General features: G+C 71.8%; 18 protein-coding genes and 1 pseudogene. 8 read left to right on the forward strand and 11 right to left on the reverse strand.

Annotated elements, in window-relative coordinates; all coding sequences use genetic code 11:
• Positions 1 to 55: 55 nt before the first annotated feature.
• The gene (locus CLV40_RS22675; RefSeq protein ID WP_104480995.1) at positions 56 to 685 is read right to left on the reverse strand and encodes a response regulator; all 630 of its coding nucleotides are present in this window, start codon (positions 683 to 685) and stop codon (positions 56 to 58) included.
• On the reverse strand, positions 682 to 1,899 hold the full coding sequence (locus CLV40_RS22680; RefSeq protein WP_104480996.1) for a sensor histidine kinase: 1,218 nt from the start codon (positions 1,897 to 1,899) through the stop codon (positions 682 to 684). Before CLV40_RS22680 ends, CLV40_RS22675 begins: the two co-directional genes overlap by 4 nt.
• 171 nt (positions 1,900 to 2,070) lie before the next feature.
• Here CLV40_RS22680 and CLV40_RS22685 point away from each other — a divergent pair, with 171 nt between their 5' ends.
• Positions 2,071 to 3,147, forward strand: a complete 1,077-nt coding sequence (locus CLV40_RS22685) for an ABC transporter permease (protein ID WP_104481112.1) — start codon at positions 2,071 to 2,073, stop codon at positions 3,145 to 3,147.
• Positions 3,144 to 3,809 (forward strand): ABC transporter ATP-binding protein, encoded by a 666-nt coding sequence (locus CLV40_RS22690; RefSeq protein WP_104480997.1) that lies wholly within the window; start codon positions 3,144 to 3,146, stop codon positions 3,807 to 3,809. The genes CLV40_RS22685 and CLV40_RS22690 overlap by 4 nt, the downstream gene beginning before the upstream one ends.
• Before the next feature lie 953 nt (positions 3,810 to 4,762).
• On the opposite strand, the gene CLV40_RS22695 is transcribed toward CLV40_RS22690, so the two are convergent.
• The 4 genes from CLV40_RS22695 to CLV40_RS22710 form a co-directional block, all read right to left on the reverse strand.
• The gene (locus CLV40_RS22695; RefSeq protein ID WP_146108182.1) at positions 4,763 to 6,412 is read right to left on the reverse strand and encodes an ABC transporter substrate-binding protein; all 1,650 of its coding nucleotides are present in this window, start codon (positions 6,410 to 6,412) and stop codon (positions 4,763 to 4,765) included.
• Positions 6,413 to 6,440: 28 nt separating this feature from the next.
• On the reverse strand, positions 6,441 to 8,474 hold the full coding sequence (locus tag CLV40_RS22700) for a hypothetical protein (protein WP_104480999.1): 2,034 nt from the start codon (positions 8,472 to 8,474) through the stop codon (positions 6,441 to 6,443).
• Positions 8,475 to 8,610: 136 nt separating this feature from the next.
• Positions 8,611 to 8,982 (reverse strand): hypothetical protein, encoded by a 372-nt coding sequence (locus CLV40_RS22705; RefSeq protein ID WP_104481000.1) that lies wholly within the window; start codon positions 8,980 to 8,982, stop codon positions 8,611 to 8,613.
• Between the two features lie 105 nt (positions 8,983 to 9,087).
• The gene (locus CLV40_RS22710; RefSeq protein ID WP_181043668.1) at positions 9,088 to 10,095 is read right to left on the reverse strand and encodes a hypothetical protein; all 1,008 of its coding nucleotides are present in this window, start codon (positions 10,093 to 10,095) and stop codon (positions 9,088 to 9,090) included.
• Positions 10,096 to 10,754: 659 nt separating this feature from the next.
• On the opposite strand from CLV40_RS22710, the gene CLV40_RS22715 reads away from it, so the two are divergent.
• Together CLV40_RS22715 and CLV40_RS22720 are read left to right on the forward strand one after the other, a co-directional pair.
• Positions 10,755 to 10,967, forward strand: a complete 213-nt coding sequence (locus tag CLV40_RS22715; RefSeq protein ID WP_146108184.1) for a hypothetical protein — start codon at positions 10,755 to 10,757, stop codon at positions 10,965 to 10,967.
• 215 nt (positions 10,968 to 11,182) lie between these two features.
• Positions 11,183 to 11,590 (forward strand): hypothetical protein, encoded by a 408-nt coding sequence (locus CLV40_RS22720; RefSeq protein WP_104481003.1) that lies wholly within the window; start codon positions 11,183 to 11,185, stop codon positions 11,588 to 11,590.
• Between the two features lie 134 nt (positions 11,591 to 11,724).
• Here CLV40_RS22720 and CLV40_RS22725 read toward each other — a convergent pair whose 3' ends face one another.
• The 3 genes and pseudogenes from CLV40_RS22725 to CLV40_RS40860 all read right to left on the reverse strand — a co-directional run.
• A complete protein-coding gene (locus CLV40_RS22725) occupies positions 11,725 to 13,359 on the reverse strand; it encodes a M48 family metalloprotease (RefSeq protein ID WP_104481004.1) in 1,635 nt (544 codons plus the stop codon).
• On the reverse strand, positions 13,346 to 13,690 hold the full coding sequence (locus CLV40_RS22730) for a hypothetical protein (protein WP_104481005.1): 345 nt from the start codon (positions 13,688 to 13,690) through the stop codon (positions 13,346 to 13,348). The genes CLV40_RS22725 and CLV40_RS22730 overlap by 14 nt, the downstream gene beginning before the upstream one ends.
• Before the next feature lie 503 nt (positions 13,691 to 14,193).
• Positions 14,194 to 14,451, reverse strand: a pseudogene (locus CLV40_RS40860) (winged helix-turn-helix domain-containing protein); the annotation flags it as partial.
• A gap of 20 nt (positions 14,452 to 14,471) precedes the next feature.
• Between CLV40_RS40860 and CLV40_RS22745 the strand changes: the two are divergent.
• Positions 14,472 to 15,296 (forward strand): DUF72 domain-containing protein, encoded by an 825-nt coding sequence (locus CLV40_RS22745; RefSeq protein WP_104481006.1) that lies wholly within the window; start codon positions 14,472 to 14,474, stop codon positions 15,294 to 15,296.
• A gap of 7 nt (positions 15,297 to 15,303) precedes the next feature.
• Here CLV40_RS22745 and CLV40_RS22750 read toward each other — a convergent pair whose 3' ends face one another.
• Positions 15,304 to 15,891 carry a TetR/AcrR family transcriptional regulator gene (locus CLV40_RS22750; protein WP_219824069.1) on the reverse strand — a complete coding sequence of 196 codons (588 nt, stop codon included), beginning with the start codon at positions 15,889 to 15,891 and terminating at the stop codon, positions 15,304 to 15,306.
• A 68-nt stretch (positions 15,892 to 15,959) separates the two neighbouring features.
• On the opposite strand from CLV40_RS22750, the gene CLV40_RS22755 reads away from it, so the two are divergent.
• The 3 genes from CLV40_RS22755 to CLV40_RS22765 all read left to right on the forward strand — a co-directional run bounded on the left by CLV40_RS22755 (position 15,960) and on the right by CLV40_RS22765 (position 19,492).
• Complete coding sequence (locus CLV40_RS22755; protein ID WP_104481113.1) at positions 15,960 to 16,535, forward strand: DUF2867 domain-containing protein; 576 nt, start codon at positions 15,960 to 15,962, stop codon at positions 16,533 to 16,535.
• Entirely contained in the window at positions 16,520 to 16,942 is a 423-nt protein-coding gene (locus CLV40_RS22760) for a DUF6463 family protein (protein WP_219824070.1), read from the forward strand. Before CLV40_RS22755 ends, CLV40_RS22760 begins: the two co-directional genes overlap by 16 nt.
• A gap of 486 nt (positions 16,943 to 17,428) precedes the next feature.
• On the forward strand, positions 17,429 to 19,492 hold the full coding sequence (locus tag CLV40_RS22765; protein WP_245931484.1) for an acyltransferase family protein: 2,064 nt from the start codon (positions 17,429 to 17,431) through the stop codon (positions 19,490 to 19,492).
• 70 nt (positions 19,493 to 19,562) lie between these two features.
• Here CLV40_RS22765 and CLV40_RS22770 read toward each other — a convergent pair whose 3' ends face one another.
• The gene (locus CLV40_RS22770; RefSeq protein ID WP_104481010.1) at positions 19,563 to 21,647 is read right to left on the reverse strand and encodes an ATP-binding protein; all 2,085 of its coding nucleotides are present in this window, start codon (positions 21,645 to 21,647) and stop codon (positions 19,563 to 19,565) included.
• Between the last annotated feature and the right edge of the window lie 216 nt (positions 21,648 to 21,863).

A 21,863-nucleotide genomic window follows, 5' to 3' on the forward strand; every position in this document is an offset into this window, starting at 1 on the left:
GCTACGCCGTCAGGCCGTCGTGCGGCGGATCCACGCGGACGACGGCCGTCGGGGCTTATCGGCGGATGAAGCCGAGGTCCGTCGCGGTGGCCACGGCGGCGGTGCGGGAGTCGACGCCGAGTTTGGTGTAGCAGCGCGCCAAGTGGGATTTCACGGTGCCTTCGGTGAGGTGCAGGCGCGCGGCGATCGCCCGGTTGGACAGGCCGTCGGCGACCAGGGCGAGGACCTCGACCTCCCGTCGGGTCAACGCGGTGTCGGGCGTCCGCATCCGGTCGAGGAGCCGGTCGGCGACGGTGGGCGCGAGGGTGGTCCGTCCCGCGGCGGCGGTGCGCACGGCGGCCGCGAGGTCCTCGGGGTGCGCGTCCTTGAGGAGGTAGCCGGTGGCGCCCGCCTCGATGGCGGGCAGGGTGTCGGCGTCGGTGTCGTAGGTGGTGACGATCAGGACGCGGGGCGCGCCCGGGCGCGCGGTGATCGCCGCGGTGGCCTCTGCCCCGGTCATCCCGGCGCCGAACCGCAGGTCCATCAGGACGACGTCGATGTCGCCCCGGGCGGCCCGGGCCACGGCGGCCTCGGCGGTGGCGGCCTCGGCGACCACGACGAGCCCGGGTTCGGTCTCCAGCACGGCGCGCAGGCCCGCGCGCACCACGGGGTGGTCGTCGGCCAGCAGCAGGCGGATGTCGGTCACGGGCGGGCCTCGGGTCGGGTGGCGGTGGGCGGCAGCGGGAGTCGGGCGGCCAGCGCGGTGCCGTGGCCGGGGGCCGACTCGATGGTGAGGGAGCCGCCCAGTGCCCGGGCGCGGCTGCGCATGGCGGCCAGTCCGAACCCGCCTTCGCCGGGATCGGGCGCGGGCAGCGTCGCGGGGTCGAAGCCGGTTCCGTCGTCGACGACGTCGAGCGCGACCTCGTCGCCGAGGTGGCTCAGGGTGACCTCGACGGTGGTGGCGCCCGCGTGGCGGACGGTGTTGGCGAGGGCGGCCTGGGCGATGCGCAGCAGGGCGACCTCGTGGGCGGTCGGCAGCGGCACCGGGTCGCCGGTGAGGTGGAAGCGCGCGGTGATCCGGTGGCGGGTGGCGGTGGTGGCGCACAGGCGTTCCAACGCGCCCGCCGGCGTGGTGTCGTCGAGGGCGGGCGGGGTGAGGGCGGCGACGAAGCGGCGGGCCTCGGCGAGGTTGTCCGCGGCGGCTTGGCGGGCCTGGTCCACGTGGCGGGCCGCGGTGCCGGGGGTGTCGGGCAGGGACCGCTCGGCGGCGCGCAGCAGCAGCAGGATGCTGGACAGCCCCTGGGCGAGGGTGTCGTGGATCTCGCGGGCCAGGCGTTCCCGCTCGGCCAGCACCCCGGCCGTGTGCTGGGCCTCGGCCAGGTCGGCACGGGTGGCGGTGAGTTCCTCGATCAGGTGCCTGCGCCGCTCGCTCTCCCGGTACAGGGCCTGGTAGCCCCACACCACCGCGACCGCGACGGCCGCGCCGAGCGCGGGGCCGATGGCGGCGACCGGGCTGAAGGACCCCTGGTGGGCGGCGAAGGCGGCGATCGCGGCCAGCGCGGTGGCGGTCACCGCGGCCAGGCCCGCTCGGCGTGGCAGCAGGTGGAGTTGGAGGAAGTACAGCGGGAAGGCGACCCATACCCCGTCGGCGGTCAACACCACCAGGACCAGCCACACGGCGCCGACGGCGCCCAGCCACCCCGCGGCGACCCGCCGGGACGCGCGGACGCGCGGCAGCAGCGGTCCGGCCGCGTACACCGCCCCGCACAGCACCGCCACCGCGACGACCGCTCCGGCCCGGGCCTGTCCCCCGGCCACCGACCGCGCCGCGGCCAGCACGAGCAGGGCGATGAGCAGCAGGTGCAGGCACCAGGTCAGCACCCGGTTGGTCGGTGTCAGGGCGGGAGCGGCGGCGTTCACAGTGCGTCCAGGCTACGCAGCGCGGGCCGGGCGTCGCCTCTATCGAAAGGTGGAACCGGCGCGCCGCCTTCCGGCTCGTGAAGTGCCATCCCCGGTCGGATGCCCCGCAGGGGTGCGGGCGGTGATCGTGGAGACGTCCCCCGCACCCTCCGGATAGGAGTGATCGAGGCCGTGTTCGTCGCCTGGAGAGACCTGAGATTCGCCAAGGGGCGCTTCGCCGTGATGGGCGCCGTCATCGTGCTGATCACCCTGCTGGTCGGTCTGCTGTCCGGGCTGACCGCCGGGCTCGGCAGGCAGAACACCTCCGCCATCACCGGCCTGCCCGCCGACCGGATCGCCTTCGCCGCGCCCGGCGGGGACCGGGGCCCGTCGTACGCCGACTCGACCGTCACCGAGGCGCAGTGGCGGCGGTGGGCCGCCACACCGGGGGTCACCAGCGCCGAACCGCTGGGCATCACCACCACCAAGGCGACCGCGGGTGATCGGAGCGCCGGGGTCTCGGCCTTCGGCGTCCGGGCCGGGTCCGCCCTCGCCCCGGACAGCGGCGACCTCACCGAGCACACCGTGGTGCTGTCCACCACGGCCGCCGACGAACTGGACGTCCGAGCGGGAGACAGCGTCACCCTGGCCGGGCGACAGCTGACCGTGGCCGCCGTGGCAGGCGAGGCCTCCTTCAGCCACACCCCGGTCATCTGGACCACCCTCGACGTCTGGCGCGCGACCGCGCACTCCACTAGCGACAGTCCTATCGCGACCGTAATCGCGTTGTCCACCACCACCTTCGACGCCACCACCGATCAGGCCATCGGCACCAGGACGGTCACCAAGGACGACTCGCTGTCCGCGATCGGCTCTTACACAGCCGAGAACGGCTCCCTGCAACTGATGCGCGGCTTCCTGTTCGCCATCTCCGCACTCGTCGTCGGCGCCTTCTTCACCGTCTGGACCATCCAGCGCAGCGGTGACATCGCCGTCCTCAAAGCCCTGGGGGCCACCACGGCCGGGTTGCTCAAGGATGCCCTGGGTCAGGCCGTCGTCCTGCTCACCGGCGGGACCCTGATCGGGACCGGACTCGCCGCCGCCCTGGGCGCCGCGCTCGCGGGCTCGGCGATCCCGTTCGTCCTCACGCCCACCACCGTGCTCGCCCCGGCCGCCGTGATGATCCTGCTCGGCGCGTTGGGCGCCGCGCTCGCCATCCGCCGCGTCACGTCCGTCGACCCGCTGACCGCCCTGGGGAGCGCCCGATGAGCCTCAGCCTGACCGATGTCACCCTCACCTACCCCGACGGCGACTCCCGCCTCACCGCGCTCGACCGGGTCACCCTGGAGGTCCCCCGAGGCTGCCTGACCGCCGTGGTCGGCCCTTCCGGCTCCGGCAAATCCAGTCTGCTCGCCGTCGCCGCCACCCTCGTGACCCCCGACCACGGCACCGTCGCCATCGACGGCACACCGACCACCGGCATGACTCGAGGCGAACTCGCCGACCTGCGCCGCCGCGAGATCGGCATCGTCTTCCAACAACCCAACCTGCTGCCCGCCCTGACCGCCGCGGAACAGCTCCAGGTCATGGCCCGGATCGACGGCCGCTCCCCCGCCGAGGCCCGCGACCGCGCCCTGGCACTGCTCGACGCCGTCGACCTCACCCCCCAAGCCGGGCGGCGCCCGCACCAGCTCTCCGGCGGTCAGCGCCAACGCGTCAACATCGCCCGTGCCCTGATGAACGACCCCACCGTCCTCTTGGTCGACGAACCGACCAGCGCCCTCGACCGCGAACGCGGAGCCGCGATCATCGACCTCATCACCCGCCTCACCCACCAGCGGGCCACCGCCACGGTCCTGGTCACCCACGACCCCACCCACCTCACCGCCGCCGACCGGACCGTCGAAGTCCACGACGGCCGCCTGCGCTGAGTTCCCGCAACCACTCACGGAAACGGGCGTCGGACCAAGCCATCCCGGCGCGGATTCCGGTGACCGGCGGGCCACGGTACGGCGTGGGAGCCGTACCGGTCTGCCCGCGACGGGGGGCCGAGCGCGACTGCGCGGCGTGGGCAAGCGGTACGGCAAAGGCGCCCAGGAACTGTCCGATGTGGACGACGGCACGCCTGCACCGCGGTGACCCTTCGCGACCGGTTGATCGCGCGTGGTCCAGTGGACCGGTGAAGGACGCGGTGGACAACGGGCAACCGAGGTCGTCCGGGTACCTGTCGGTGGTCGTGGACGGCGCCGCCGCGCTGGCCGTGGTCATGGCGTTCTGGTTACCGGGGCTGACGACGGCGGGCGGCTGGGCGTGGGTCGGGGTGCTCCCGGTCGCCGTCGTCGCCTGCTCGATGGTCACGCGCTGGCGGTGGCCCGCCGCGGCGACGGCGGGCGCGGCGGCGGTTCCTGCCGCACGAGGCCGGGCTGAGCCTGGTCGGCCTGCCCGCCGACGCCGGGCTGTCCCCCGGTGCCGCCACCGTCGTCCTCGTCTCCTGGGCCGGGTTGGCGCTCGCCTCGGCCGCCCGCGCGCTGTCCCGCCGGGACGGCTGACCCGATCGCGGGGAGGAGTCCCCCACACCGGGACCGCGTTCAGTGTCCAATGGCAGCTGAGCACCCCGCACCCCGGGCCGCACTGGCGGGCAACCGTGCTGGAGGTCCCCGGAGGTCCGGAGGGGGACGTCCGGCTCGGCGGCCGCAGGCAGGCACGCCTCCGTGCCGCGCCAGGCGGGCCTGACCGCCACGCGCCGCGACCGCGACGCGGTGCCGCGCACCCCGACGTCCTTGGGCGTGGCCCTGCCGGACGGGATCGCCGACCCCGTCCCGGCCTGATGGCCGGACGCGCGGACCCCGTGGGCAGGCGGCGGTCGGCGGAACACCGTGGTGGGTCAGCAGTCTTTGCCCGCGTTCGGGTCGTCTGTGGTGGGTAGGCCCGTGAAGACGGTGGTGGCCTTGCCGGATTTGCCGATGTCCATGATGGGGAGGACCACGCCCACCGGGTCGCCGTGGGAGTCCTTTCCGAAGCGGATCGGGCCGGACGCGCCTGGGATCAGGCCGTTCGCGCAGCGGACCTGTTGGAGGATGCCGCGTTGGGAGGAGAAGGGGTCGGCGAGGACGCCCTTGCCCGCGCGGCGGGCGGCGAGGACGGCCAGGGCGACGGCGTCGTGGGCGATCATCGACTGGCCGGTCGCCAGGTCGTCGACCGGGAAGTCCAGAGGGGCGGCGCCGTCGGCCGGGACCGGCTTGTCGGCGTCGCAGTTGGCCTTGCCGGTGAACGCCGCCTCGAAATCGGCGTAGACCTTGCGTTCGTCGCTCGCTTTCCGGTCCGGTCGTGGTGTGGTGTCGCCGTCGGGGCAGGAGCCCCACTTGTCCGGGCTGGCCAGGGCGGTGTACTGGACCTTGACCTGGCCGGTGGCCACCGCTTCGAGCACGCGGTGGTCGACGGTCGCCTCCAGGGCGTCGTCGCCGGTCAGCAGGTGCAGCGGTTTGTTCGCGCAGGTGCCGGAGTGGGCCCAGCTGGTCACGAAGGTGCCGATGTCCGCGCCGCGACCCGCGAAGTACACCAGCCGCGGTGGTTGCTTGCACAGGAGCGTGTCCATGTAGCCGAACTGGCCCTTGAGGCTGTCGTCCCGCCGCTGGACCGGGTCGGACGCGGCGGGCGAGGTGAATGGGTAGGGCGTGGCGCCGGGCATCCGGCTGTGCGCGGCCTTGATGAGCGTCGCGATGTAGTCGTCGTCCGCCGTGTTGTCCTCGACGATGGCCACGTCCTTGAAGTCGATGCGCAGCTGGTTGGCGATGTAGGAGGTGGCGGCCACGACGGTCCCGGTGTTCGTCGGCGCGATCCGGTAGAAGCCGTCGAGGTAGCGGCTCTCGTCGCGCACGTCGAGGTTCATCCGGTCCCCGGTGACCGACGCGCCGATCACCGGGATGCCGGTGCCGGTGATCAGCTTCGCGACGGCCTGCCGGGTCGGCGTGGTGCTCTGGCTCAGCCCGGTGACGGCCGTGATGTGGTTGTCCTCCTTGGCTTTGGCGATCTGGTCCACCGTGGCCTCCCAGTCCGCGTTCTCGCTGCCGGTGTTGGCCAGCAGCAGCTTGATCGCGGGTACCGGGTCGGTGTCGCCCGGCAGGGTCTGGCTGAAGGTCGACATGTGGTTGGCGCGCCACACGGCGGTGAGCGCGCCCTCGACGTTGCGGTAGACGTCGTCGACGGTGGCGGTGTCCACACCGGCCACCGGCGACATGTTCAGCATCAGGACGATGGACACGTAGTTGTCGCCGGTCACCGCGTCGTTGTTCGCCTGGACGCGGTTCACCAGGCCGGTCAACCGTTCTGGCTGGTCGTCGCTGAACCGGTCGCCGGACAGGTTCACGCCGACGCAGGCATCGGTCTTGTCACCGCCGACCATCCCGTCACCGCAACTGAGCGAGCGCACCAGGAACACCACCCCGACCACCACCGACGCGATGATGACCACCACCGCGACACCGGTCAGCACCGGGTGTCGACGGTTCCAGGGCGCGACATCGACTGGGGACACGGTGCTCCTCCACGAGTAGGGGTCGGGCTCAGAACCGGCGGGCCGCTTCCTCCAGCGCGTCGGTGTCGGCACGCGCCGAGTTGTTGCCCAACCGGCGGAAGTCGGCGCGTACGCGGGCGTACCAGCGTTCGTCGACCGCGGTGCGCGGGTCGCGCAGTAGCCAGAGCAGCGCGGTCAGGTCCGCCACCGCGACCTCGGTCGGGCCGCGGTCGGCCACGTACTCGGGGACCAGCCGCCGGTACGAGTCGGCGAGGGCCTCGGTCTCGGGCAGCCTGCACGGCGCGCCCGTGGCGGCGTCGAGCAGCCGGACCCACGACCCGTGGTCGATCTTGTCGAACCGGTCGACCAGGCTCGCCACGACGTCGTCGAACCGGCCCAGGGCGAGGTCGTGGTACAGCAGGTCACCGGGTTCGCGGTCGTCCCTGGCGCCGAGCACGTCCGCGAACAGCTTGTCCCACAAGGCGGGGTCCTCTTGGGACAGACCGGCGAGCAGGCAGCGCGCCAGCCACGGGTGCATGGCCGCCGGACGTGGTGCCTGCTCCTGGCCGATCCCCCACAGCGGCGACGGCGGAGCCGAGAACGTGCTGATCCACAGGTTGTGCCGCAGACCGCGCAGCGTCTGGGCGGCGATCGGGAACAGGGCGGGATCCAGGTCTTCCGCGTCGGCGCGTCCGTCGAGGCGCACCGCGAGCGCCACCGCGGCCGGGACGGACGGCCAGGGACGAACCGGTGGCACCAGGTTCTCCGGTCGGCAGGCGCGCAAGACCTTCTCCCACAACGGCGCGTCGCCGTCGACCGGGGCCGTCAGCACCGAGACCGGCGCGCCGCCGCGGCCGTCGGGCAACTCGGCGACCCGGGCCCGGATGTCCGACTCGGCCCGCGGGTGGCCCGCCGCCAACCTGGACACCAGCGCGCGCGTCTCGTCGCCGTCCCAGCTCGCGGCGATGGGGCCCAGCAGGCGGTCGTCGACCGGTGTGTCCAGCCAGACCGGGTACCAGCTCGGCTCGTCCACACGGGCGACGTGCGCGAGCCAGTCCCCGCGGGTCGCCCGCGACCACGTCGGGATGGTCGGTCGCCCCAACGCGGCCGGGCCGCTGTGCCAGGGTTCGCACCAGCCGGTCCACGAGGTGTCCCACCGGTCCGCGGCGGACACGACGAGCAGCGGGTCGCGGCCGGGCTTCCCGTCCTGACCGTCGTCCACGCGCTCCCGCCGGGCCCTGACCAGCGCGGCGAGGAACTGCGCGGCCACCTCGGTGCGCGGGTGGTCGACCAGCAGGACCCAGGCGTGGTCGTGCCGGTCGCGCAGCGCCCGCGGGGCCCGGCAGTCGCACTTGCCCCGGGCGGCGGGGTGCTGCCGGTCGAAGGCGTCGATGTCGGCCAGCAGGGCCTTCACCACGTGGACCAGGGCCTGCCCCCGGTCGCGGGTGCTCAACCGGACCAACCAGTCCACCGCGCCCGCCGCCTCGGCCTCGGGCAGCGCGCTGTGCCAGCGTTTCGCCTTGCGCAGCGAGAGACCGGACAGTCCGCGCAGCAGGGCGCCGATGACCGGTTTGCTCTGCTGGTTGAGCACCTCGGTGGTCCGCGTGTCCGCGATGCCGCCGACGGCGGCGGCCACCTGGGCGGCGTTGAACAGCAGGTCCGGCACACCGCCGGTCGCCCGGCCCACCCGGGTTCGCTTGGCGTACTCGGTGATCCGCGCCTGGATCTGCTCCTCGGCGACGCGGCGGTCGTGGTCGAGCGGCTCGTTGAGCGCGAGCAGGGCCAGGCCGAGCCGGTGGAACGTCGGTCGCACCCGCAGGTTCGTCCAGTCCCGCATCAACAGGAAGGCCGCGAACGCCGCCGCGGCGATCGGGTCGGCCAGGTCCCGTTCGGCGAAGTCCAGCGTGGCGTGCACGACCGTGCCGCCGCATTCGCGCGAGACCGCGGTGAGCACCGTGCTCTTGCCCGCGCCTCGCGGGCCGAGGAGCGCCACCACCGGTTCCGGCTGGTCCGCGTCCCGTTCGCGCCACAGCATGTTCCCCAGGAAGAGCCGGGCGCCCGAGGCCGGGCCGGTCGCGGCCATGCGCGCTCCTCCTCGCGATCGACGATGCCTGTACGTCGACCGCGTGGCCGTACATGTTACGTCACTCGATCGTGTCAGCCGCCGGCGATCGCGCCCGCCCCGCGCCGCGGCACGGGGCGGGCGCGGCGGTTCGTGGTCATGGACCGAACCAGGTGAGGCACCACCTGTCGTTCTCCCTGGCCAGCCCCATCTGGGTCTGCCGCGACGAGTCGGTGAACCTGATGGTGACGTCCGCGACCGCCTCGTCGGGGCTCGCCAGCCGCACGTCACCCAGGTCGGCGCCCACCATCGGGGACGGCGCGGGCAACTCCAGCGGGTGCGCGGCGCCGGGACACGAAACGGCGGCGAGCGCCTGCTTGTCCTTGTCGCCGAACGCTTCGACGATCGCCTCGGCCGCGCCCTTCGGCGTACTGGTGTCCGGTGCTCTGGTGAGCACGAGAACGAGGGTCACGACCGCGGCGAGCACGACGACGACAGCACCCGAGAGCAACCACATCTTCTTCGTCACGGCGAAGATCGTCCCAGCTCGCCCGCCCGAGCCGGGGCAGCCGAACGGAATTCGGCCGGTTGGCCGACGCCGACCGGGTTTCGCCTGGCGGGAGACGAGTGCCGCTCACCGGGTGTCGCACCCGGGGTAGCTCGTGGGGCATGCCGTGTAGCGGATGGGGTGGGTGTCGACCATCGCGGCGATGGTGGGCCAGTTGTTCGTCGGCCTGCCGACCAGGTAGGTCCACATGAGGTGGCTGGCGTGCAGGTAGTCCTCGCCGTTGTGGTAGATGTCGAGCGGGGTGAAGGGCGCGCCCGCGCCCTGGAACTGGGTGCCGAGCAGCTCGGGTTCGTCGACGTTCTGGATCACGGCGATGCTGCCGGTCAGGTTGGCGCACCCCGTCCCGGGGTAGCCCGTGACGCACTGCTGTCCCCAGGTCAGTTCCTTGGGCGGCGAGGTCTTGTCGGCCGCCGTCTTGCCCAACAGGTCCGGCCCGCTCTCCGCGACCCGGTGCGAGTTCTGGAACAGGACCAGCGCGCTGGTGTTGGGCTGGTTGCCCAGGAAGTTGTTCTCGATGACGACGTTGGTGTTGGGGAACGCGGCCGTGGCGGCGGTCAGGGTGCGTTCCAGTTGGCTCAGCAGGGTGTTGTCGTTGTAGCCGCCGCCTTCGCCCACCTGGGAAGCGGTTTCGGTCAACACGACGCCCTCGACGTCGGGGTTGCTGTTGTAGCGCGCGCCCAGTGCCTGGAGCAGTGCGATGACGCGGTCGGTCACCGCCTGGCGCCAGACGGCGGCGGTGATGGCGAACCCGCTGCCGCCGTACCACCAGCCGTTGGTGCCTGCTTTCGGGGCGGAACCGTAGGTGGTGTCGGTGGTCAGGTAGCTCGGGAGCACGGCGTTGAGGAAGCCGCCGGGGTCCTGGTCGTGCGTGCGCAGGAAGCCGCTGGAGGAGAGCCCGATGATGAGCTTCTTGCGGGGCACCGGGTTCCCCTGGTTGAGCCGCGCCAACTCCGCGTCGATGACCGAGAAGTCGTACACCCCTTTGCCGGTCTCGAGCGCGGCCCAGTAGTAGTTGCCCTTCCAGCCCCTCAGGTTCGGCGAGGTGTTGACCACCTGCAACTCGCTGCTCGCCATGCTCGCCGGAGTACCGGCGTTGTGCCACCAGTCGCTCGTGATGTAGTGCCCTGGGTGCCATTTCACCGCCGAACCGGCGGCGGTGGCGGTGGCGGTGGCGGTGGCGGAGGAGGTTGTGCTCGCGAGGAGACAACCAACGGCCAGGATGACCGCGGAAACGGTGAAGCGCCCCACTCTCGCTCTGCGACTCATCGCAATATCCCTTCCCGGAGGTAGGCCGACACCCGCGGTTCGGACGACACCGCGGGGCTCGCCACGGGGATACGCGCCGGGGTTACACCCAACGGCGCCGTTTTACGCGATGCTCCAACGTTCGGCGCAACGGACAGGTGCAATCAGTCGGGGCGTCCCGGGAGCAAACGCCTGCCAAACCGCCTTGAACCGCGTTCGCCTGAGATGTGTTGGCGCGAGCGGAGGAGTCCGGTGATCGCGACGGATACCATCCGTCCCGCCATACCCGCTCGCACATAGGTGGACTCATGAGACTTTTCGCTGCCTGCACCGCGGAGTTCGCACACGGTCTCGTCATCGCGCGCGCCCCAGGCAGCTCGGACACCCACGACGACTGAAACCCTGGAACCCAAGCAGTGCACGGCGGACGCGACTCATTGCACGTCCTGGTCCGTCAAGCCGCCTGCGGTCTCGCGACGGTGCGGTGCGTGCAGGGGCCCTACCGGCCGGAGGGCAAGGTGCTCATGTACTCCGACCGGCTCACGCTACCCGCTGCTTCCCTTGTTATCGCGGACCCCGACGAAACGGTACGCCTGATCATCCCGGTCCCCAATGTCGAGAACGAGGTCGAGGTCTTCGGAGACGGCTCCAGGGAGCCCGATGACGTGACCATCGTCCTGCAAGGCGATGAATCCTGGTGACTCCGGAGGTCACCAGGCGTCCGTGGTCGGGTCGCGCGGCTGCCGCGGAGGTAGGCAGAGCAGGGGTTCTCTCGACAGTGACGACACCGAAGCGAGCTCAACCGGTGTGAAGACTGGTTGGTGGTGAAGCGGATCGCGGTTGGTCCCGGATAACGATCGGCCTACCTCGCCGCCGACTCCCGACGCCGGGGCGCGGGAGCGGTCATCCTGGTGGGGTGACCGCTGAGACACGGCCGGAGCAGCGTTTCGACTGGCTGCCGTTGGTGTGGGTGTTGCTGTTCTTCGCCTGGCTGTTCGGTGTCCCGCTGCTGTTCTTGCGGGCGGTGTTCGCCATGCCGTTCACCGGGATGGCCAGTGCGGCCGAGGTCGCCCGACGCGACTCGATGGTGATGTGGACCGAGATCGTCGCTGTCGCGCTTCCGTTGGTGGGTGTGCTGTTGGCCGCGGTCACCCGGCGGAAGGTGCCCGCGGTTGTCTTCGGGATCGCCTTGTTCCTGAGCGTGTCCGTTGTCGGGTACGAAAGGACGCTCAACGCCCGTCACCACCCGCCGCCGGAGCCCACGAGCGACTGGCCGGTCTGCCAGGAACACAGCGGTGGCGATAACGAATGCCCTGGCGGTTAGTTTACGCGGGCTCCAAGGCTTTCTCCGGTACGCTGTGGAAGCCGCCAGGCACGGCGCCTGGTTGCCGGCCCGCGACGCGGTCCTCGACGACCCGGATCGGGTGTCCCTTGTGGACGAGTCGGCAGTAGACCGAGTCAGGCCCGCCCGGTTCCCCGGAGGGCGATCCGTTCGGTCACCCACGATCCCAGCTCGTGCTGGGCGCCGCCGCCGAGGACCCAGACCCGGGTCTCCCCCGCCCTCGCGACATGGAACGACAACGCGACGAGCGCCATCCTCAGCTCGAAGTCACCGATGGCGGAGAACGGCGCGCACCACCGGTGGAAGGGGGTGCCCGGCGCGGGCGACCAGCACTTGTCCCGAATGGACGCGAAAGGCTCCGCACCGCTCATCACCAGCGCCGCGCCGACCTCGCCCGCGATGAGAGCGTCCACGAACCCGGGGACGTCGGTCACGGTGTCCACCGTCGCCGCCTCCGGGGTCAGGACCGCCCGCAGCCTCCCGACGAGGTCACCGGGCACCGCGGTGAGCGGCGGGGCGCCCAGGAACCGCTCGGCGATCGTCGTGAGGAGGTCGAGCCGGGGGGCGCCGAGCAGGTTCTCCGCGTGGTCGATCCCCATGAGGATCTCAAGGCCGTCCCGACTGGCGTACTGCGGGGTGAGGGTGAAGTACGGCGCCGCCAGCACATCCGCCATGAACACCTCGAACGGGTCGTCCGCACCGGACCGGGCGTCCCGGCACTCGGCCGCCGCGATGACCGGGATGACGAAGTTCGCCCGCCGAGGGTCGAAGTCCTGCGGATCGATCCCCAGGGTCCAGGCCGGGAGGTGGTCACCGAGGTGGGCCAGGCGTTCGACGGGCGTCGGGTGGCTGGCCGCCGGGACCACGAAAAAGGCGTCCTGGTAGAGGTCCAGCAGGAGCAGCTGGCAGTAGAGCACCTCGCCGAGCGCGTCGTCGACCGCCCGCCCGGTGCCCGCGAACCGGTCGGCCACCAGTCTCGCCAGCACCGTCACCCCGTAGACGTCGGCGGCGTATTCGAGGGTGTGGTCCAGGTCCACCAACGGCGCCTCGTGCCCGCCGACGTGGAGGCCGCGGGTGCTCGTCCGCAGGTGGCCCAGCGCGATGTGCCCGGCCTCGTGCGCCAGGACGGACGCCTGGATGAACTCGGTCAGCTGAGCCGCCGCCCTCGTCAGGTCCAGCGGGCAGCTCACGCGGACGGCGAGGGTGAACTCGCCGTTCCAGCGCAGGAGGCCGAGCATGAGCCGCAGGAGCCTGCCGATGACGTCGTACCGGGCGCCGGACGGCCCCCGCCGCCACGTGGGGTCGGCCACGCCGTCGGCGGGCCGCGGGTCGGAGCCGATCGCGGCGAGCTTCGCGAAGTTGTAGACGACGTCGTGGAACGTGCTGTTGACCACGATCAGGTGCTCGTCCCCGGCCGAGGTCGCGAACGCGTCGGCGGAGCGCAGGTCCAGCGTGCGGACGATGGTCCGCTCGGTGAGCGGCTCGACATCGGCCGCCTCGATGAACTCGAGGACACTGTCCCAGAGGCCCTGTTGCATCGACTGCGCGACCGGCTCCTCGAACGTGAAGGTGATGTCCCGCGCGCCCTCGGGCAGGCCCCACTCGGCCGACGACCAGACCTTGGACAGCAGATTCGCCTCGACCCGCCTGCCGAGTTCGCGCGCGGCCACCTCGTCGCCGCCGACGGTGCCCGGGGGTTCCAGACCCTCCTTGAGAGCCGAGTAGAGCTCCTCGGCCTCACTCATCGCCACCCGCGCACAGTCGGGTCAGCCCCACGCGCACCGACAGGGCGGCGATGGTGAAGACGACCGGACCGGAGAAGTGCGCGGCCAACAGGTCGGCGACCGCCCCGACCAACGCCGACTTGTCCCCGGCGTCGTCCAGCCCGGCGAGTTTGCTCTTGCCGTCCGCGCAGAGGACACCGCGGATCTGACGTTTGCGGTTCTCGAACCACACCTCGGCGAACTTGCGACGCCGTTCCGGCTCACCGGGGGTGACCTGCGGACTGACCTGGCTCGCCAACAGCTCCAAGAGACCGTCCGTGTCCATCTGGGCCAGGCGGCTGAGGTGCGAACTCTCCATGGCACCATCCTGCCAGAGCCGAGAACGTGCTTATGGCGTCGGTTTTCCGCGTCACGGCGACACCGCGGGCGGACGCGGCGCGTTCCGGTCGGGTCGATCGAGACCCGGCGGCGGTCGGGAGGCGGCACACCGGGCGGTCGCGGCGAAAGCGACCGCGCGGTCCGGCGAGCCGGGCGTACGTCATCCCTCGGGCAGCGTTCGCATGGTGCGAACGGGAGAAAGACGACCCAAGGGGCGCCGAGGGTGGCGATCCAGAGCGCGGGGCGGACGCCGGTGGCGGCGCCCGGGGTTCCGCCGATGAGGGCGCCGATTGGTCGGATGCCGTAGTTGACGGTGCGGGCGAGTGCGGTGGTTGCGGCGAGCATTGTCGTTGGGGTTGCGGCGATGTGGACTGAGCCCGCGGGGCCACGTCGTCGGAGTCGTCGTCCCAGGACGTGCTCCGCGCGGTGGCCCGCCAGGGCCGTTCCCGGGCGTCGGCCCCGGGGGCACGGTTCGGCGAAGCCGTACTTGGCGAGCTGCCGGAGGTGGAACGAGCAGTTGGGCACGGTGTCGCCGAGCCGGGCCGCGGCCTGGGTGGCGGTCATCGGCCCGTCGCCGCGCAGCGGCCCGATGAGCCGCGTGCGCAGCGGGTGCGCGTACGCCCGCGGGGTGCGCGGGTCGGTGAGCTTGATCGAACGCCCGGGTACCGGCCGGCGCGGGCGCGATGGGTTGATCAGGTTATCGTCACCCGCGATCGAGGGGAGTTGAGGACGGAGTGGCACGTCTGCACGTCGGGTGCGCGATGTGGACCCACAAGACGTGGCCGGGCCGGTTCCTGCCGCCGTCGTTGCCCGCCAAGGAGCGGCTGCGCGCCTATGCCGGTTGGTGCAACGCGGTCGAGGGCAACACGACCTTCTACGCGACGCCCGCGCGGGAGACCGTCGTGGCTTGGGCGCGGCAGACCGATCCCGGGTTTCGGTTCGTGGTCAAGCTGCCCAAGGTCGTCACGCACGAGCGCCGGTTGGTCGGGGTCGAGGTCGAGATGCGGGCGTTCCTGGACGCGATCGAACCCCTGGGCGAGCGGGCGGTGCTGTGGACCCAGTTGCCCGGGTCGTTCGGGCCCTCGGACGTCGACACCCTCGGCCGCTTCCTGCGCAGGCTCCCCGCCGCCCGCCGGCGGGCCGTGGAGGTCCGCCATCCCGGGTTCTTCACCGACGCGGGTTCGACGTCGACGCTGGAGGCCGCGCTCGCCCACGCGGACGCCGAGTGGGTTCCCTTCGACACCACGGTCTTCTTCCAACGGCCGCCGACCAGCGCGGCCGAAGAGGACGCCTGGGCCAAGAAACCCCGACTGCCGCGGCGGACGCGGGCGCTGACCGACCGGCCGGTCGTCCGGTACCTGGGCCGGGACTCGGTCGAGGAGACCGTCGAGGGGTGGCGGCCGTGGACCGAGGTGGTCGCCGAGTGGCTGCGCGAGGGCCGGTCGCCGACCGTCTTCCTGCACACCCCCGACAACGACGAGGCACCCGCCCTCGCCCGCCGGTTCCACGACGACGTGCGCGCGCTCGTGCCCGACCTCGACCCGTTGCCCGAGCCCGAGCCGCTGGAACCCGCGACCCTGTTCTGAGCGGTGTCTAGTCCGCGGGCGCGGTGATGCCCGCGGACCGCAGCAAAGCCGCGAACGTCGCGTAGGTGCGGTCGAGGTCCACGGCCCCGGGGGCGACGCGCCACTGCTGGTGGATGCCGATCACGGCACCCAGGAGCACGGTGCCCAGTTCCTCGGCGGCGACGCCTTCGGGGAGCGGGAGGCGGGCGACCCACGCGCGGACCTGGACGCGGAGCGCGTCGTGCAGGCCGGCGTACGTCTCGCGCAAGGGCGACTCCGGGTCGTCCGCCTCGACCATGAGCTTGGCGAACAGGCCGGTCGACGGTGCCCGGGTGAACGCCGTGAGGGTGTCCAGCACCTGGTCGACCGTGCCGGGGTCGAGGGATCCCGCCACGGCCGCGAGGTGCACGACGATGTCGTCCACCACCGCCGCCAAGAGGCCCTCCTTGCTGCCGAAGTGCCACGGGATCGACCCCCGGCTGACACCGGACCGCGCGGCGATGTCCTCGAAGGTCGTCCGCCGGTAGCCGCGCTCGGCGAACAGCGCGGTGGCGGCTTCGAGCAGCAGCCTGCGGCTCTCCCTGGTCGTCTCGGCGCGTCGGGTGCTTCGGGTCACAACGGCCATCCTACCGTTCGTCTGCTGGATAGCATCTTCTGTGTTGGTCAACATAGAAAGTGGGGGCGATGACCCGACTCGACACAGCCGACCACGTGGCGCAGCCGTGGCGGATCCACGAGATGACCGCCGACTTCCGCGTCGAGGACACCTGGGCGTTCCGCACGCCCGGCGCCGGTCCCGACGACTTCCCGACGATGCTGGCGGCGTTGCGCGCTCTGGATTTCGACGGACCGCCGCTGGTGCGGCTGCTGTTCAAGGCGCGCTGGAAGCTCGGGGCGGTGTTCGGCTGGGACCGGGAGTCGCACGGCGTCGGCGGCCGGGTCACCTCGCTGCGGGACCGGATGCCCGGCGACCTGCGGGACGCCCCGCGCGGGCAGGACCGCGCGTCGATGCCGCTGAAGGCGGTGTACGAGCTCGACAACGAGTGCGCGCGGGAACTGGCGAACAAGACCGTGCACACGGTGATGCACCTCGGCTGGGTCCGGCGGCCGGACGGCGAGTACGAGCTGCGGATGGCGGTGCTGGTCAAGCCCAACGGGTGGTGGGGCCGCGCCTACATGACCGCCATCGCGCCGTTCCGGTACCTCGTGGTGTACCCGGCGATGACCCGGCAGTGGGAGCGCGCGTGGCTGAGCAGGTGAAGGCGGGCCGGACCGCGGCCGGTCGGTACGCGGTCGCGGGCGGGATCCTCGTGGCGCTCGGGATCGGGCACGCGGCGCTGGTGCCGGTCCTGGCGTGGCCCAGCGTGCGCGGGTGGGTGCGGGACGGGCTGTGGTCGGTGGTGCCGTTCCCGGGCGGGGGCGGGGGCGGGGCGGAGACGGCGACCTTCTGGTCCGGACCGGGCGGGTTCGCGGTGCCGCTGGTCTTGCTCGGCGGACTGATCTGGCACCTGGGGCGGATCGGCGCGCGGGTGCCCGCGGTGGTCGGGTGGGTGTTGACCGGGTGGGGTCTGGTCGCGGGGATTCTGCTGGGACCGTCACCGTTCTTCGTCATCTCGGTGGCGGGTTTCCTGGTGACCCCCAAAGGTGGGCGGCCGCGTTCCCGGTGATCCCCAAAGGTCCGTGGTGCCGAGAATTGGGGCGTCGCCAGCGAAAATCGATGTGGCCGGTCGACCTCCCGATGACGGCGGTCGGGTGTTTGCGGGTGTGCCGATTCCGGTGCTCGACCGGTGTGGTCGGTCAATGATGTGACCTATCGGCGGCGCTGGGGTTCCGGCTCGACGTAACGGCTGGTCCGGGGCCGATGATGGGACGGCGAACTCTCACGATCGGGGCGCCGCAGCAGGCTTTCGTCACTTTGGGTGCCAGTCGATACACCCAACGCCAGGCGCCATTACTCTTCCGCGTGGTTGCGCTCCGTCATATGGGTGACCGATGATGGGTGGCTCGTCCTGTGATCATTTTGTTGGGCGGGTCGGAATTCCGTTCGCCGCGCGTTCCCTTAGGCTGTGCCCCCCACCGGCAAGACTTGACATGGGGAACCAATGGGAGCGGAGACACACCAGGGCCCGGAAGCCGCGGTCAGGTCCGCTGCGGTGGGTGTACCGAGGGAACGCGGTTTTCGGACCGACATCCAGGCGCTGCGGGCGGTCGCGGTCATGGTGGTGGTCGTCAACCACCTGCGGCCCTCTGCGTTGACCGGTGGGTACGTCGGCGTCGACGTGTTCTTCGTGATCTCCGGGTTCCTGATCACCTCCCACCTCGACCGGGAGATCCTGCGCACCGGGCGGGTTCGGCTGGGGCGCTTCTACGCCCGGCGCGTGCGTCGACTGCTGCCCGCCGCGCTCCTGGTGCTCGTGGTCAGCCTCATCGCGGCGTACTTCCTCCTGCCCTACCTGCGGTGGAAGACCAACGCGCACGAGGCGCTGGCCAGCGCCCTGTACGTGGAGAACTGGCTGCTGGCGGTCAACTCGGTCGACTACTCCGCGTTCACCGCCGTGGCCAGCCTGGCGCAGCACTACTGGTCGCTGTCGGTCGAGGAGCAGTTCTACCTGTGCTGGCCGCTGCTGCTCCTGCTGCTGTTCAAGGTCCGGCGGCGCCGGGCCCAGGTCGTCGGGATCACCGCGATCGGGTTGGCGTCGCTGGCCTTCTGCGTGTTCTTCACGGAGGTGTCGAAGAGCCAGGCGTACTTCGTCACGCCGACCCGGGTGTGGGAGTTCGCCCTCGGCGCGCTCATCGCGCTCGGCGGCACCCGGCTCGTCCTCCCCCGGGTCACGGCGGGCCTCGCCGCGTTCGCCGGACTGGCGATGATCTGCGGGGCGGCGGCGCTGTTCGACCACTCGACGCCGTTCCCCGGGTACGCGGCCCTGCTGCCGACCGTCGGGACGGGGCTGGTGATCCTCGCGGGCAACGGCGGCGAACGCCAGTGGCACACCGCGTTGAGCGCGTCCGCGCCGGTCCAGTTCCTCGGCGGCATCAGCTACTCGCTGTACCTGTGGCACTGGCCGCTCGTCGTCCTCGCGCCCTTCGCCCTGGCGGACACGCTGGACAAGGGCGCGCTGCGCGGCTTCCACCAGGTGGGGATCCTGGTGGTCGCGATCGTGCTGGCCTGGCTGTCCAAGGTCCTCGTCGAGGACCGGGGCATCGCGCTGGGCGCGAAACTGCGGACGGGGGCCAACTTCGCCGCCATGGTCGCCGGGATGGCCGCGGTCGCCCTGGTGGCTGGCCTGCTGGTGTGGACGTACGACCGGCACGTCACGCAGGCGTCCGAGGAGCGGCGGGTGGAGCCGACGCACTGCGCGGGCGCGGCGGCGATGGCGGCGGGGTGCGAGAACCCGTACGGCCCGGCCCGGCTGCCGATCGGTGTGGACGACGCCCCGTGGCGCGCGGGGCTGGGTGTCTGCGACTACAAGAGGATCCTCCCGACCGACGGGGAGACCGCGACCACCGCCGTGTGCGACTTCAGCGGCCCCACACCGGATCCGACCGTCGTGTGGCTGGTCGGCGACTCGCACGCCGAGCAGTGGCTGGGCGCCCTGCTGCCCATCGCCCGCGCGCAGAAGTGGAAGCTCATGCTGGGGCGGTTGGGCGGCTGCCCGTTCGCCAAGATCCCGTACGTCGGCTTCGAGGGCGGCGACGACCGTCGGTTCGCCGAGGGCTGCATGCAGTGGGTCGACGACATCAACGGGCTGATCCGCGCGGACCGGCCCGAGCGGGTGTTCGTGTCGTTCTACGCCCGCAGGCAACTGGCCCACGACAAGCGGAACCTCTCCCAGGTGGACTACTACCGCGAGGGCACGGCCCCCTTCTGGCGCGAGTGGACCGGCTTCGGCGCGAAGGTCCACGTGCTGGCGGACCCCCCGCTCAACGGCGCGGTCCGCGCGCCGGACTGCGTCGCCCTCAACCCGCGCGACCCGCTCACCTGCGCGGTCGACCGCGCCGACGCCCAACCCGCCGACCCCCTCACCGAGGTAGCCCGAACAACCCCCGACCCGGACGTCTCGCTCATCGACACGACCGACAGCTTCTGCGACCCCACCAAGTGCTACGCGGTCATCGGCGGCGTCCCCGTGTACTACGACGCGAACCACATCAGCCTGCCGTTCGGGCGGTCGCTCAGCCCGGTGGTCGCGGCGAGACTGGGCCTCTCGACCGACTAGCGCGTCGAGCTCGCACTCCCCCGCGTCCTGGACCACCGCCCGCGGGGTTCGCTGGGAGTGGGGCTCGGGCTCAGTCGTCGGGTTCGCGGGGTGGTGGCTCGTCGGGTGGCTGGTTCGTGATGGTGATGGACGCGATGGGGTGGCGGGCCACCAGTTCGGCGGCGATCGCCAGCCAGCGTTCGTTGTGCATGGCTTTGGCGACCGTTTCGAGTTGGCGGGTGGTGTCGGCCAGTTCCGGCCAGTGTCGGCGGCGGGCGTGGAACTCGCCGAGGTGGTGCAGGACCCAGGCTTGGCGGTTCAGGTCGCCCAGGGTTCGACCCAGCTCCAGCGAGCGGCGCAGCGCCGCCTCCGCTTCCGCCCAGCGTTCCACGTCGGCGAGGGCGTCGGCCAGGTAGACCAGGATCCAGCCGATCTCGCGGTCGCCGTGGTCGGCGCGGTCGTGGTCGAGGGCGCCTTGGAGCAGGGCCACCGCCTCGGTGGGGCGGCCCGCCGCGCGGTAGGCGTTGCCGAGGTGGGTCGAGGCCCAGGCCTCACCCGTCCCGTCCGCGCGGGATGTGGTGGCGGCCAACGCTTCCGAGATTCTGGTGATCGCCTCGTCCGGGTGGCCCATGCGGGTCAGGGCGATGCCGTAGTGGGTGAGGGTCCAGCACCGTTCGACGTCACTGCCGGGCAGGGCCAGGGCGCGTTCGTACAGGGCCGGGGTCTCCGCCGTCCGGCCGTCCTCGACCAGCACCATACCGAGGTATACCAGCGCGAAGCGCTCGTCATCGGGTTCGCCCGCTCCGCGTGCCGCGTCCGCCGCGCGGCCGAGCACGTGGGCGGCCTCCCGCAGGAGACCCCGGTAGCGGAGGAAGTCCTGCACCGCCATGGCGAGTCGGAACGCGGGAGTCCAGGCCTGGAGCCGGAAGGCCGATTCCAGGGCTTCCAGGACGTTCGCCGACTCGACGTCGAACCACCTCAGTCCCGCGGCGGTGGGGCACTCCTCGTTCAGCGCGTTGTCGCGGTGTTCTTGCGCGCGGGCCCGGCACCACTCGACGTGCCGGAGCGCTACCTCGTCCCATACCTCCGGGGGCTCGGACCGCTCGGCCTCCTCGCGCGCGTAGAGGCGGAGCAGGTCGTGGAACCGCAGTCGGTCGGGTGTCGTCCACTCCAGCAGTTGCTGTTCGGCCAGTTCCCGCACGGCCTCGGTCAACTCGGGGCCCGCCATGCCGAGCGCGGCCGCCGCCGCGTCCTCGGCGAAGTCGGCTCCCGGGATCAGGCTCAGCAGGCGGAAGCAGCGCTTCAGCGGTTCCGGCAGCGGGCCGTGGCTCACGGCTATGCTCGCTCTCACGCTCAGGTCACCCGCGCGCAGGACAGCGAGTCGTCTGCTCGCGTCGGCGAGGTCGCGGCGGACCGCGGTGGTCGATCCGAGCCTAAGCTTCACGCCGACGATCCGCAGGGCGAGCGGGAGGTGGCCGCACAGCCCGGCGAGGTCGTCGAGGGCGTCGGCGGTTCTGCTGGTGCGCCGCAACAGTTCCGTGGCGGAGGCCGGGTCGAACTCCTTGAGTTCCACGAACTCCGTGCCCGCGAGGCCCTGCATCGGTTGCCTGCTGGTGACCAGCACGCGTGCTGTGCCGGTTCCGGGCAGCAGTGGGCGGACCTGCCGCTCGGAATGCGCGTTGTCCAGGACTACGAGCGCCGGTTTGTCCCAGAGTGCCGCTCGGTACAGGTCTTCCCGCGCGCCGAGGTCGGACGGGATGTCGCGGGCCGAGACACCGAGCACCAGCAGGAACCGGCCTAGTACGGCCGCGGGGTCGACCGGGTGCGCGTCGGCGCCGCGGAGGTCGACGTAGAGCTGGGCGTACGGGAACCGCTCGCGCACCAGGTGCCCGATGCGCACGGCGAGGGTCGACTTCCCCGTTCCGCCGGTCCCCCACACGCAGACGACGTTGCTTCCGTTGTCCAGCAAGGCGGTCAACTCGGCGACTTCGCGCGTGCGGTCGGTGAAGTCGGGGATGTCGGAGCGCAGCTGGGAGCGGCTCGCCCGGACGTAGCCGTCCATGGCGTGGATGTGCACGTCGCCGTAGATGTCCCGGGCCTGGAAGACGACGTCGGCGGTACCGACGAAGCTGTTGGCCAAGCGCCCTGGTTCCTCGGCTCCCGGCTCGACGCTCATGCCTGGTGATCGCCCCGGCGGCTGATCGCGCTACACCCGTCCGTCGGGTAGGTGGTTTCGCGGTCGAGCCCGGTGTAGGCGGCGATGGTGAGGGCGGCGAGGGCCCGGACGAGGGCTTGGAGGGTCCAGAGGAGGTGCGGGACAGAAGGTGGACAACCCGGTCGGAACCTTTCCGACACCGGTGTGCCCATTGCTAGACTTCTTCGGCACTTGAGC

This window comes from Actinokineospora auranticolor (genome assembly GCF_002934265.1).
GTDB lineage: Bacteria > Actinomycetota > Actinomycetes > Mycobacteriales > Pseudonocardiaceae > Actinokineospora > Actinokineospora auranticolor.

What these genes read in the sequence shown, in the direction of transcription:
- CLV40_RS22755 (WP_104481113.1), top strand. Translation starts at nt 15,960, where the DNA reads ATGACCCGACTCGACACAGCCGACCACGTGGCGCAGCCGTGGCGGATC.
- CLV40_RS22770 (WP_104481010.1), bottom strand. Translation starts at nt 21,647, where the DNA reads ATGAGCGTCGAGCCGGGAGCCGAGGAACCAGGGCGCTTGGCCAACAGC.
- CLV40_RS22730 (WP_104481005.1), bottom strand. Translation starts at nt 13,690, where the DNA reads ATGGAGAGTTCGCACCTCAGCCGCCTGGCCCAGATGGACACGGACGGT.
- CLV40_RS22700 (WP_104480999.1), bottom strand. Translation starts at nt 8,474, where the DNA reads ATGGCCGCGACCGGCCCGGCCTCGGGCGCCCGGCTCTTCCTGGGGAAC.
- CLV40_RS22690 (WP_104480997.1), top strand. Translation starts at nt 3,144, where the DNA reads ATGAGCCTCAGCCTGACCGATGTCACCCTCACCTACCCCGACGGCGAC.
- CLV40_RS22745 (WP_104481006.1), top strand. Translation starts at nt 14,472, where the DNA reads ATGTGGACCCACAAGACGTGGCCGGGCCGGTTCCTGCCGCCGTCGTTG.
- CLV40_RS22710 (WP_181043668.1), bottom strand. Translation starts at nt 10,095, where the DNA reads ATGGCGAGCAGCGAGTTGCAGGTGGTCAACACCTCGCCGAACCTGAGG.